Origin of the sequence: Staphylococcus microti, assembly GCF_000934465.1 — a bacterium.
GTDB classification, from domain to species: Bacteria; Bacillota; Bacilli; order Staphylococcales; family Staphylococcaceae; genus Staphylococcus; species Staphylococcus microti.
Map to the genome: position 1 here is coordinate 1 of NZ_JXWY01000002.1, position 12,990 is coordinate 12,990.

A 12,990-nucleotide genomic window follows, 5' to 3' on the forward strand; every position below is an offset into this window, starting at 1 on the left:
CTTTGATAAATTTATCATCAATCAAAGCAACTGTCCCATTTTGATTATTCGTTGTATAACTCTGAACAGGATTTTTCTTACTTTTGAACCGAGGAAATCCAATAGATTTATCGCGAAAAAAGTTCTTGTAGGCTTTATCTAAATGAAGTTGTGCATTAGCTAAAGCAAGACTATCGACTTCTTTCAAGAATGGGAATGCTTTTTTATATTTTGCAGGTGTTGGAAAACGCATTTTTTCAGAGGGATTGTTCGCTTTTTCTTGATAAGCTTTTATTCGGTCATGAAGCATGAGATTATAGACTTTCCGAACACAACCAAAAGTTTTCGCAAAGAATATCTCTTGTTCTTCTGTTGGATATAGTCTAAATTTGTACGCTTTTAATCGTTCCATTAGATACACCACCTATCTATTTATGATGATTCGCTTGATTGGGGTAAACTTTGAACATAATGTGTATAGGGTCTTTATCATAATGCCACGCAACTAAAGTAATCAGATATTTCATTATCAATGACTTGTCTACGCTATTTCGTTGCTAAAATAAGAGGATAGTGAAGAAGGGATTCTAAATGACTATTTGTATCTAATGTCATTGTTATACTAACGCTTTACTTATGTAGAATGAAAATAACATAAGTAAAACCAAAAGGCAATTCGCCATGTATATCAATTTTCAAGTTACCAAATATAACCTTTATACTGGACGGCATTCATCACCCACCTATCGAGGATGGGCGACTTCTGCCTAAACTAAGTTAAATATAAGCATAACCTCCTATTTATTTGAAACTTATTCTATTGATATAAATTTAAGTCACAAAACAAATATAGCGTTTTCACATTATTTTTTCAATATTTTCTGACAAATTTCATTATTTACACTTTCCCCTTAAAAAAGGAGGTTATCAGACACTCAAAGTCTGACACCTCTCTTCACTATCGTGACAATTTATTTATAAACGCATGGAAATCGGCAATATCTGTTAGTTGCTCATTACAACGCACACTGTCATGACAAATATAATCGCCCTTTTTCGTATATCTGCCGTCACTCGCACTATTCGTTTTCTTCATAAATAATGCAACGTTTGACTCTTTTTGACAAATTGAACAGAACCCTTTCACAACTTGATGAGACAAATCGCCATACAACCCTTGCAGTTGTGCATGCTCATCATAGTACATCATATATTTTCGATTAGAGGCTAAATCATTCCAACCGATAAAGCTATGTGTATACAGTCGATCTTCTTCAATGGCTGGAAACTTGATTTTTTTAACCTTTCTAAATGTCTTTTCCATTCTTTTGTGTGACGGTAACTCAAATGGAATAACGTAATTGCGTAATTTTAGCAAAATATCATCAACTTGCCATTGAGAGAGTCGAATATTCATTAAACGGTCTATGAGCTCGATTAGTTCGGGCTCTGTCTCATTGAACGTATGTATGATTGCATCACGTGTATCTACTTGAACAATGCGAATCGTATCCATATCGTTGACAGACTTATAGACATTTTTCAAGCGCTGAACGTGCGCGCAAATATCATTGTATTGATAAGGATAAATAACTGGTTTCATAACTTTCCCCTTTAAAGATAATAGAGCCGCAACAATCTCGTTTTTGTTGTCGGCTCTTTATTTAAACTTATTGATCAATCGTTTTACGAATTTGTTTTAACACTTTATGCGATTCCACAATGGGATACAGTGGGAACGCCGTCACCATATCTTTGTACGTGTAGAAATGCAATGGCTGTTGCTCTGCATCAAAATAATTGCTTAGCTGACACATGTCTGGATAGAAAATCTCACTCGTGCCGCCAAACATATAGACCGGTGGCAACCCTCGAACACTGCCGTACATTGGCGAGATTTTCGGATCTTTGCGTTCTAAATCGCCTGCCCATACTTTCGCAATTTGTTGTAACGTAAAGATATTTTGAATCGGATCTTGCTTTTGTACTTGATCTGTAATGTCAGGATTAGAAAGTGACAAGTCAAGCCATGGCGAAATCAAATATAATTTCCCGGGTAATGGTAATTCGTCTTGCTTCAACAAATTTTGTACAAAGCTGAGCGCCATATTACCACCTGACGCATCGCCCATAATAACGATATTTTCTGGTTCTGTTTCTTTCAATAAGCGACGATACGCTTCTTCAATCGCTGCGTGTGTTTCACGATATGTATATGCCGGTGCTTTTGGATAAATCGGCATAATCACTTCATGCAAAGTTTCGTACGCCAACTTGTCCATAAAACGCCAATGAAAGGCAGAAGGTTGTAATACGAATGTCCCACCATAAATGTATAAAATTTTATTTTTAATATGATGACCGAAGTTAAAACGAAATACTTGCATCTCATCAAACATATCTTTAACAAGGTTCGATTTAACGTTGATTTGATCGGGTTGTTTATGCTTTTCTTCGTTCAACGCACGACGTTTATCTAAAAAAGCGTCTATTTCTGGCTCTGTCTTAAACTTCATATGTCGTTGATGTGACAAATAACGCCCCATTAACTTACTCATAATATTTCGTTTCAATACGATCCCTCACTTTTCAAATTTTAATTATAAATCTATTATAATGAGACAATATCATAAATGAAAGATTTTATTGTGTCTAATTGAAAATCTCCTTGATGCGAACTGTATCAAGCAATCCCCCAATCACCCTTTCACGTTTGATATACGTTATAGCTTTGCATCTCGTTCAGCTTATAATATAATGAACCATTATTGTACTATTTAAAGAGATATAGAGAAAAGAGGCTATTTATGAATCAACCAATGAATCATCACGTACAAGCTGCTTATCCTACGCGACATATAAAAAAGCGTCGCTCTTGGGTTAGTTTTATTTTAACATTGATTGCGATGGTACTGACGGCAATGGCTGGTTACAGTATGTATCACGAACCATTATTTATATCTAACTTTTTAAATAAAGAAGTTAATTACAGTCAATTTCAACAGTTTACAGAGCTCACTCAGCAACTAAACAGTCAAACGTCCGTTGATTTATCAGGATTTGAAGAATCATTATCACGTCTACTATGGATTATTCATCTCTTTTTTATTTTGTGCGTTGTCAATATCGTACTCGCCATTTTGACACTTGTCTTCAATCGTACATTACTTAAAGTGTTAAATTTCATTGTGTCACTCGGCATCTTTTTTATTCCAGTTGGTCTGTTAGTCGTCATTCGTGATGCAGCGGAACAGTTGACTGATAACCTTAAGCCGTTAGAATCCTTAATGGGTCACCTAGAAACAACAGCGCTACTTGCTGAATCCAATGCTGTCCATAATGCGATTATTTTCACTGGCATTGCCGCATTTCTTTATTTTATTAGCTTATTTTTCCGCAATCGCAAAGCCAAGCAATTGAGCGCATAATAAATCCTGCGTGCAATATGTGGCAAGTCACGCCACATATTGCACGCATTTTTTATTTCTTAGGTACTGGCCACATCTCTTGCTTTTCCGCCATCTCCCAAAACATATATTCGAAATAACTTGTTCGCACAACAATATCTTCCAACGCTTGTAATTCCGCTTCACTTTTACCTTCTGCGACACGATTCATCATGTCGATAAGCTGGTCTGTTAGTTCTGTAAATTCTGTTGAACTATACATTTGGACCCATTCGCCATAAAATGGATGCTCTGCCGCGCCTTCAATGTCATTCAATGCACGACCAATATAATTGTAACTCCACGTACACGTGAGCACTGCTGCAATGACGTATTCAATGCCACCACGTTGTGCATGATCTAACATATAACTCGTATAACTTGTCGTCGTACTTGCCGGTTTTGTTTCCGTGAGTGCTTGTTCACTAATACAAAATTGTGCCGCGTAATTTCTATGTAATTGCATTTCTGTATGCAATGTTTCGTGAACGAGTGTGCCGAACAATCCCATTGTCTCCAAGTCCTGTGCTTTTGCAACGCCTAACGCAAACAGTCGTGTATAATCAATTAAATAAATGTAGTCTTGTTTCAGCCAATGTTTGAATTTGTCCTTGTCTAACGTCCCGTCGCCAATCCCTTTAACAAATGGATGTTCCAAATAGCTTTGCCAAATCGGTTCGACACGTTGGAATAATCTTTCAGAAAATGTCGTCACTGTTTTCAACCCCTTATTTACTTATTCACAGTCAACATCTCAAAGATAGCGCCCATTTGCAAGCGAAAACTGACAGCCAAAAAAATCGCCACTACCTGTTAGTATGCTTGGTAGTTGACGATTTTTAAGTTTTTGGCATCTTCATCACCTTGAATTAAGTAATGTGATTGCCTAATATTACCTTGTGCTGTTTCTGTTTGAACGATGACAGAATAAAAATTATTTGTTTTATCGACGTACGTGACTTTCGGTGATTGCTGCTCTGTTTTTGATTGTTGTTTCACCTCTGCTGTCATCGCCTTGTATAAATCTGTGTCTTTTAATAAATACGGTTCGAGCCCAGCCATACTGTGCTTGCTATATGCTTCATTCCGTGCAGATGTGTACTTTTTAACAAAATCTCCAATTTTATCAATGACATCTTTTTCTTTCTCTTCATTGTGTTTGGCGATGGCTTGCTGATCAAATGTCACCGTCACTTCATTCTTATCTTTAATATCTGCCTGCGCAATTGTTACTGGTGGTGTTTTAAATGTTTTACCGTGTGACTCGCCTTCAGCTGACACTGTTAAATCTTTGTTAAATGGGAAAGGGCCATACGTTGAAGCATTATCCATTTTTTCGCCATTGATTGTCACTTTTAATGAATTTTGATCCAATGCATCACTGTTTTTTAAATTAACTTTCAAATAAGCTTCTTTAAAGGCTTCTGTTACATTCACACTGTCATGATCACTGGATGCGGTATGAAACTTGAGTTGTCCTTCATACGTACCACGTGACGTTGTTTTTTTCGCATCTAACGTATAATCTCCCGGAACAAAGTAACCGAGTACAACCGTTTCGCCTTTTTTACCGATAACTTTCTTTTCATTGCCATCATCGACAAATTCATACGTTGCTTCTGTATTCGGCTTCACCACTGCTTTTTTCACTGGTGCTTGAAAGCCTAAATTATCAAAAATAACATAACGTCGCCCATTTTTACTAATGCGCAAAATTTTCTGATTGTCATCTGTTTTAATGTCATACGCGACGGGCGAATCTTCATCGAACTTCTCGACATGTGCATAGACCTTTTTTTCAAAGTTTTTAATGCCGACTTCCTTCTTAATATATTGAATATAACGTGCCGCTTCTTGACGCCCTACTTTATTTTGTTTTGTACTAATTAACGTTGCAACCTTTGCTGTATCTTCATTATCTACGGCGTTTACAAAGATTTTAGCTTGTGCTTCCGGAGAATTGAAGTTACGTAACAATATGAATAAAATGAGCAGTAACACCGCAATAAAGCCACCGATAATGACAGGCACCCATTTCTTGATACGACGCGTTTCATCTACAGCTGTCGATGCTTGTGCCGTCGTATGCTTCTTAGATTGAGGTCCTTTCTGAGGCGGCTCTACTGAGTTATGTACTTGTTGATGATCATTAGAACCTTGCTTCATATCTCCATCTCCTTTTATATTACGCACTATGCTGATAACGACTCACTACAAAAATTTGGAATATTAACGCTCAAAACAGCCTTTCAGTGAACGCCTTGTTACTACCCTTTATTTCTAATGTAACTTTATGCCTGCTGTACTCTTTTGGACGAGCCCTTTCAAGCGTGTATCAATCTTTTCTAAGACCGCACGTGTGTCATCTAATTCATCGCTCGGAATATCGGATAACACTTCTGTTGCTAAATCGGCAATCAAAGTACGCGAGTCTTGGACATACGCCATTCCGTATTCTGTCAGTTCGATATATTTTAAACGTTTATCTGTTTCAGAATGTGCATAGGCACTTCTGACTAATTCTAAGTCTAATAATTTTTTCACACGTCGACTAACCGCTGCCTTATTGACACCTTGTCGTATCGTGATTTCAGTTAATGTTAATGCTTTTTCATGCGACAACATCAACAAGACGCTAGACTGCTCATTAGATATACCATATTGCGCTCTTAAATCTCTTAATAAGCCAGCCGTCAACGCATTCATATTCGTTATAAATTCACCCATAAATCGAATATGTTGATTCATTTTGTCATTTTTCAACATGATTTGCACTCCTCTATTCTCCATACCAATATACCTTAACATCGTACCAACAATTCCTTTACAAAGAAACTTATAAATGACACTAAAACACTGAAAAATTTAGCGCACGACCAGTCATCGAAACACCGCCAAATCATAAAATCTCGTTCATATCGTGCCATGACTGATTTACTACCGGCTCATTACCTTATTAAAAACAATAATCCTTAAAGCTCACTGCTTCCTTCTTGCAATTTGTGCCGCTTTTTGAGATGTTCAATGTGATGCATATCAATAAAGGAGTTTGGTTATGGGAATTTTACTCTCAGTTATTTCATTATTATATCTCATTCTTATATTTATGGCGAAATATATCCCATATCCAAATGGACCGCTTCGTCTCTTTCAATTTATTTTACTACTCAATATGTTAACGGCATGGCTCTCTACATACAGACATACCATTCCTTCGACAACGATTGTGCTATCACTTAGCTTGTTACTCTATTTGGCGATTCGGCAACAGGCTGTACTACGTCACCAACCAGATGGACGCTATTTTGTCAAAAGGTTAACGTATTATATCAGTGCAATCAGTTGTTTGTGCATCGGTAGTGGGCTATTAGCCTCACTTGTGCCACCTTTCATCAGTCTGTTATTTCAATTTTTATATCTTTTCGCACTTGTCTTTTTACTCACTTTGCCCGCATATCTATACTTCTCGTGGTATTTAAGGCAGACACCCCCTAAATACAATGCTGAAACTTTAATTGTGTTAGGTGCGGGCATTTTCTCGGAAGAAGTGTCGCCATTGTTGAAAGCACGTCTCGATGCTGCGTATACGATTCATCAGCCATCGACACATTGGATTGTAAGTGGTGGACAAGGCGCTGATGAACCTATTTCTGAAGCACTTGCTATGCAGTGTTACTTGATTTCACTCGGTGTGCCAGCATCACAAGTCACACTTGAAGATCGCTCTACGAACACACATGAAAATATGGTATTCAGTAAACCATTTATGCAATCAAAGACCAAGTGTGTTGTTGTAACGAGTGATTTTCATCTTTTGCGTGCATTACGCATCGCCCAACGTGTCAGCATTGTTGCCAATGGTTACGGCGCATTATCGCCCCTTCGCTATCGTGCACGCTCTTACATTCGAGACTATTGTGGCTTGTTACTACATCATCCTTATGTATGGGGAATTTTTATCCTACTTCAACTCGTAACAACACTTTTTAACTATTAAAAAGACGATTCAGATGCGTATTTTCGTACATCCGAATCGTCTTTTCGTATTATTTTTGTATTAATTCGCCACTATCTAGATAAAGCATGCGATCTGCGTAATCAAATAAACGCTCATCGTGTGTGACCATAATACCAATCGCATTTTCATTACGTACTTGATCTTTAATCATCTCCACAACTTCCGTCGCACGCTTCGCATCAAGACTTGCTGTCGGTTCATCTGCCAACAACAATTTTGGTTGGTTCATCCATGCACGCATAATCGCGACACGTTGCTTTTCCCCACCAGATAACATATGTGGGTAAGCTTCCAAACGATGACCGAGTCCAATTTGTTCTAACAACGTTGTAGCACGTGCTGACGCTTCACTTTTAGACATGCCCGCTTCTTGTCCAACGGTAATCAATTGTTCTTTTACTTTAAGGTATGGCAATAAATGCGACGCTTGAAAAATAAAGCCAATGTCTTTCAAACGTTTCTCTGTACGTGCCTTTGTTGATAATTTCGTCAAGTCTTGTCCGTCTAGTGATACTTGTCCTTGAGTTGGCGACAATAATCCACCTAAAATCGTCAACAAGGTCGATTTCCCTGAACCTGATGCCCCGTTTAATATCACAAATTCGCCCGGTTGCACTTCAAAGTTCAAACCTTTCAATACAACCGTCTCTGCTTCGCCTTGACCGAATGTTTTCACTAAGTTTTCAACTTTTAAACTCATGCAAAACCGCCCCCTATCGCTTCTATTGGATCAATTTTATAGACGCGCACAAATGATAATAATGCTCCGACTAACGCAACAATAATGAAAATAACAATCGTCAACATAATAATAGTTGGTGTCACAACAAACGGCATAGTACTCGGCATAAATAATGACAGTCCAACGACTAAACCAATACCAATCAATACACCTAACATCGTGACGAATAAAATTTGGAAAATTAATGCGCCTAATAGGTGACCTGTTTTAATACCGACTGCTTTCAAAATACCAATTTCAGACGTTTTTTGAATCGTCATTACATAGAAAAAGGCAGTTAATACAATTGCTGTAATAACAAACAAGCTGATAACCATCATATTTAGTGGCATTTGTTCGGCTTGATAACTTGGAATGGCTGCTTTTAAATCATCTTTAGTTGCTACTTGCACGCCGTCTAGCTGCTCTAAGTCACGAACTTGCTGATCAGTCACACCGTGTAATGGGTAAAGTGCTGTCGCGACTTGTTGACCTGCAACTTGAGTTAAGCCGTCATCTGTCATCATCGCAACATTGGCATGTGAATGCATGACATGATCAAAGAAACCAACGACTTGTAGTTTTTTATCGTGATCTTGCCCTTCAATCCAATCGCCAACTTTAAGTCCTTTGCCTTTAAGCTTACTATTCAAAACAACTTCTTGTGCCCCTTGTGGATAATGGCCTTCTTGTAAAGCTGGACGCTCGCTTTTCGGTACATTTACATACAACATATCTTCTTTAAAGTCTTTAAATTGTGTTGAGACTTTCGCAATTTTCAACGGTTTGTCTTGCGTGATTGCTTCAATATCTTCTTGTGTTTTCGGTGTGAATCTCGACTTTTCCAGTAAGCCTTCCGCATCTTTTTGTATCACATAACGTTCTGCTTTAAAGCCATCTAACATTGATACATTTTCACGTGCTAATCCTTGTGCGAGTCCTGTAATAAATAACACCATGCTCGCTAGTAAAATAACGATAAATAATATGAGTGCGTAACGAAATTTATAAAATTTTAATTCTGATATCGCTAGTTTCATCGTTTTAAACTCCCTTCTGTTCCATATCTTACCTTTACTATAGTCGGCTTATATGAACGGAGTATGAACAGCTTTATATTTTTGGAGATTTTTAACTTTCAGAAGTGTTTATCAGATACGCTATGATAAAATGAGTTTATATTATGTATGAAAGAGGGAGACTTATGACCGTTACTTGTTTAATTGTAGACGACGATCCTGAAATTTTGACGTACGTCTCTTCTCATATTTCTAAAGAGGGTTATCAAGCAGTGACACAACCAAGTGCTGAGGCGGCACTAGATTATGTTGCTGATCATGCGATAGATATTGCGATTGTAGACGTGATGATGGATGGCATGGATGGTTTTGAACTGTGCCAAACATTAAAGTACGACTATAATTATCCAGTCATTATGTTAACTGCACGTGATGCACTCAGTGATAAAGAGCGTGCTTTTTTAGCCGGAACGGATGATTATGTGACGAAGCCGTTTGAAGTGGCGGAACTGATTTTTCGTATTAAAGCCGTGCTACGTCGTTACCAAGTTCAAACAGATGTTGAACTTGAATTGGGGAATATCGTGATGAATCAAGCAGAACGCACGACAAAGGTCGGTTCCAAAGTACTGATGTTGCCAAACAAAGAATTTGAACTGCTTAATTTACTTGTTGCTTATCCACAACAAGTGTTTGAGCGCGAAACACTCATCACAAAAATATGGGGCTTTGATTATGAAGGTGATACACGAACAGTGGACGTCCATATTAAACGATTGCGTGCACGGCTAAAAAAGCTTGGGGCAAATGTGCAAATAGAAACGGTACGTGGTATTGGCTATCGGGTGACGGATGATGTTTAAATCACTCTATACACGCCTCGCCTTTTACACGATAACCGTTATGTTGATTAGTGCGATCGCTGGCTTTTTAGTGACGAACGTCTACTATCACTATGCCTTGAAAGAACAAAATGACGCTAAAATTATGGCAACATTGAAGCGTGCAGATAGTTATAATACAGTCCATAGCGATAAAGCACTAACAGAATATTTATCCTTATTAGGAGATTTAAATTATCAAGTGATTGCGGTCGATGAACATCATCACGCTCGTCATTATGGTGCATCGTTCCGACAATACAATTTAAGCCGACAAGACATTGATCAAGTGCTCGCTGGTAAAGATTATCACGGTATTCGTAATCGTCCATTTAACCTTGTTATTACTGGCTTTTTTGATAATGAATCACGCAACACGGTAGGAACACGTTTCCAGACGACATCCGGTAACTACGCTGTTTTTATGCGACCTGACATCAACTATCTATTAGCTGAGTTCCGTTATTTTCTGATCGTACTGATTGGTCTCATCGTCATGTTTTCAATTATTTTAGTGATTTGGTCAACGTATGCCCTTGTGAAACCTGTCCAACAATTGAAACGTGCAACTGAGCGTATGATGGAAGGTAACTTTAATACACCGATTGCCGTGACACGCTCTGATGAGATTGGCACATTACAACAACACTTTGATACAATGCGTGTGGCGTTGAAGCAATTAGATGATATGCGTCAGCACTTCGTTCAAAACGTTTCACATGAGATTAAAACGCCTTTAACACATATTCATCATTTACTGAATCAATTACAAAATGCGCAAGATCCCGAACAACATGCCAACTATATCCAACGCATTTATAATGAAACACATCGATTAAGTCAGCTGACTCAACAACTCTTACTTTTATCAGAAATGGATAACGGTGGACATCTTCATTTTGATGAAACGTTCCAAGTCGATGCACTGATTCAAGATATTATCGCAAATGAAGGATATACGATTGAACAAAAGGAACTGAGCGTTATGTACGACTTAGCACCTGTGTCATATACTGGCAATCAGCGTTTAATCACACAAGCCATTGGCAATATTATTCGCAATGCGATTAAATATACACCGACCTATGGTACGATTGACATCAATTTATACACCCAAGCGGAGCAGCTGTTCATCACTGTTGAAGATGATGGTCCGGGTATGGATGCCGAAACAGTGTCACATATTTTTGAACGTTTTTACAAAGCAACCTCACATACCGATAGTAACGGATTAGGGCTGGCAATTACGCAATCCATCATCTCACGTCATAATGGACAGATTGACGTCGAGAGCACACCAGATGTTGGTACGACATTTACGATAACACTACCGCTTCAGTAACATAAAAAGCCATTGGCTCAAGGAAGTTTTAGACTACTTTCCCTGCATTGCCAATGGCTTTAACTTTTATTGAATTTCTGGATTCAATTGTAAATATTTCACAACGTCTTGATTTACTTTTTCATATAGTGCATCTTCATCACTTAATTTTTTACCGAATGAAGGAATCATTTCTTTTACTTGTGCTTCCCATTGAGGGAATGTATCTCTAAACGCACGTTGTAATACATCTAACATGACTGATACAGCTGTTGACGCTCCTGGTGACGCACCGAGTAATGCCGCCAACGTACCATCTTGAGACGTAATCACTTCTGTACCGAATTGTAATGTTCCTTTACCTTTATCCGTATCTTTAATCACTTGCACACGTTGACCCGCCACAACAACGCGCCAATCTTCATTTTTCGCATTCGGTACAAATTCACGCAAGTCATCCATACGTTCATCATTAGACAACATTAATTGTTGAACTAAATACTTTGTCAATGGCATTTCTTTCGCACCTGCCGCCAGCATTGTCAAAACATTGTTCGGCTTCACTGACTTGATGAGATCGAAATATGATCCTTGTTTTAAAAATTTTGGTGTGAAACCAGCAAACGGTCCGAATAATAATGTACGTTCTCCATCAATAAAGCGTGTGTCTAAGTGTGGGACAGACATAGGTGGTGCCCCCACTTTCGCCTTACCATAAACTTTCGCATGGTGCTGTTTCACAACTTCTGGATTTTTACATGCTAAGAACAAACCGCTAACTGGGAAGCCACCGATATGTTTTGATTCTGGAATCCCCGTCTTTTGAAGTAACGGTAAACTCGCACCACCCGCACCGATGAAAACAAATTTTGAAACGACTGTAAATACTTTGTCTTCTTGAATGTCACGAATTTTAACTGTCCATGTTTTGTCTTTGTTTTGTTTCAAATCCAACACTTCATGTTCATAATAAACCGCACCACCACGTTCTTCTATGCGGTTAAGCAACTGTCCCGTCAATGTACCAAAGTTCACATCTGTCCCTGAACGATCGTATGTTGCCGCAATAGGCGTTGTTGAATTTTGACGTCCTTCCATCATGAGCGGCACCCATTTTTTCAATGTTTCCGGCTCATCAGAAATCGTCATATTTTTAAAGAGATTGTTGTCCTTTAATGCCTCTACACGCGCCTTTAAAAAGCGCACATTGTCTGTTCCCATTACAAAACTCATATGTGGCACAGAACGAATAAACTTTGCTGGCTCAGGTAGTTGACCCGTTTTAACTAAATGCGCCCAAAATTGCTTCGACACTTGGAATTGCTCATTAATATTAATTGCTTTCGTAATATCAATCGAACCATCCGCTTGTTCTTTCGTATAGTTCAATTCACACAATGCAGAATGCCCAGTCCCCGCATTGTTCCAAGCATTTGAGCTCTCTTCAGCACATTTCCCAAGACGCTCAAAAATATTAATATCCCAATCTGGTTGTACTTCTTTTAACAACATACCTAGCGTCGCACTCATAATACCGCCACCAATGAGTACAACATCTGTCTTGTTATGTAAATTATTCATAACAATCCAGTCCCCCTTTTCGTT

Annotated in this window: 13 protein-coding genes and 1 pseudogene; 4 read left to right on the top strand and 10 right to left on the bottom strand. The window is 38.3% G+C overall.

The genetic code is table 11. The features are described from left to right. From TP70_RS00210 to TP70_RS00220, 4 genes and pseudogenes are all read right to left on the bottom strand, one after another. Positions 1-391, bottom strand: a 391-nt coding sequence (locus TP70_RS00210; protein ID WP_044358482.1) for a helix-turn-helix domain-containing protein, incomplete at its 3' end; no start/stop codon positions are given. 40 nt (positions 392-431) lie between these two features. Continuing rightward, positions 432-594: pseudogene (locus TP70_RS12625) on the bottom strand (transposase); the annotation flags it as partial. Positions 595-937: 343 nt separating this feature from the next. Then, a complete protein-coding gene (locus TP70_RS00215; protein ID WP_044358483.1) occupies positions 938-1,582 on the bottom strand; it encodes a FusB/FusC family EF-G-binding protein in 645 nt (214 codons plus the stop codon). A 67-nt stretch (positions 1,583-1,649) separates the two neighbouring features. Next, a complete protein-coding gene (locus TP70_RS00220) occupies positions 1,650-2,552 on the bottom strand; it encodes an alpha/beta hydrolase fold domain-containing protein (RefSeq protein WP_084207619.1) in 903 nt (300 codons plus the stop codon). 234 nt (positions 2,553-2,786) lie between these two features. Between TP70_RS00220 and TP70_RS00225 the strand changes: the two genes are divergently transcribed. Further along, positions 2,787-3,407 carry a hypothetical protein gene (locus tag TP70_RS00225; RefSeq protein WP_044358484.1) on the top strand — a complete coding sequence of 207 codons (621 nt, stop codon included), beginning with the start codon at positions 2,787-2,789 and terminating at the stop codon, positions 3,405-3,407. Between the two features lie 52 nt (positions 3,408-3,459). Here TP70_RS00225 and tenA read toward each other — a convergent pair whose 3' ends face one another. The 3 genes from tenA to TP70_RS00240 all read right to left on the bottom strand — a co-directional run bounded on the left by tenA (position 3,460) and on the right by TP70_RS00240 (position 6,191). After that, entirely contained in the window at positions 3,460-4,140 is a 681-nt protein-coding gene (tenA, locus tag TP70_RS00230; protein WP_044358486.1) for a thiaminase II, read from the bottom strand. Positions 4,141-4,238: 98 nt separating this feature from the next. Continuing rightward, on the bottom strand, positions 4,239-5,591 hold the full coding sequence (locus tag TP70_RS00235) for a TcaA second domain-containing protein (RefSeq protein ID WP_044358488.1): 1,353 nt from the start codon (positions 5,589-5,591) through the stop codon (positions 4,239-4,241). A 114-nt stretch (positions 5,592-5,705) separates the two neighbouring features. Next, positions 5,706-6,191: a MarR family winged helix-turn-helix transcriptional regulator gene (locus tag TP70_RS00240; RefSeq protein ID WP_044358489.1), complete on the bottom strand. Its 486-nt coding sequence runs from the start codon at positions 6,189-6,191 to the stop codon at positions 5,706-5,708. A 289-nt stretch (positions 6,192-6,480) separates the two neighbouring features. On the opposite strand from TP70_RS00240, the gene TP70_RS00245 reads away from it, so the two are divergent. After that, positions 6,481-7,422, top strand: coding sequence for a YdcF family protein (locus TP70_RS00245; RefSeq protein ID WP_052502843.1), 942 nt, complete (start codon positions 6,481-6,483; stop codon positions 7,420-7,422). A 49-nt stretch (positions 7,423-7,471) separates the two neighbouring features. Here TP70_RS00245 and TP70_RS00250 read toward each other — a convergent pair whose 3' ends face one another. Beyond that, on the bottom strand, positions 7,472-8,143 hold the full coding sequence (locus tag TP70_RS00250) for an ABC transporter ATP-binding protein (protein ID WP_044358491.1): 672 nt from the start codon (positions 8,141-8,143) through the stop codon (positions 7,472-7,474). Continuing rightward, positions 8,140-9,204 (bottom strand): ABC transporter permease, encoded by a 1,065-nt coding sequence (locus TP70_RS00255; RefSeq protein ID WP_044358493.1) that lies wholly within the window; start codon positions 9,202-9,204, stop codon positions 8,140-8,142. The genes TP70_RS00250 and TP70_RS00255 overlap by 4 nt, the downstream gene beginning before the upstream one ends. 164 nt (positions 9,205-9,368) lie before the next feature. Between TP70_RS00255 and TP70_RS00260 the strand changes: the two genes are divergently transcribed. Continuing rightward, the gene (locus TP70_RS00260) at positions 9,369-10,046 is read left to right on the top strand and encodes a response regulator transcription factor (protein WP_044358494.1); all 678 of its coding nucleotides are present in this window, start codon (positions 9,369-9,371) and stop codon (positions 10,044-10,046) included. After that, a complete protein-coding gene (locus TP70_RS00265; protein WP_044358496.1) occupies positions 10,039-11,406 on the top strand; it encodes a sensor histidine kinase in 1,368 nt (455 codons plus the stop codon). The genes TP70_RS00260 and TP70_RS00265 overlap by 8 nt, the downstream gene beginning before the upstream one ends. 66 nt (positions 11,407-11,472) lie before the next feature. Here TP70_RS00265 and mqo read toward each other — a convergent pair whose 3' ends face one another. Continuing rightward, positions 11,473-12,966: a malate dehydrogenase (quinone) gene (gene mqo / locus TP70_RS00270; RefSeq protein WP_044358497.1), complete on the bottom strand. Its 1,494-nt coding sequence runs from the start codon at positions 12,964-12,966 to the stop codon at positions 11,473-11,475. Positions 12,967-12,990 lie beyond the last annotated feature (24 nt).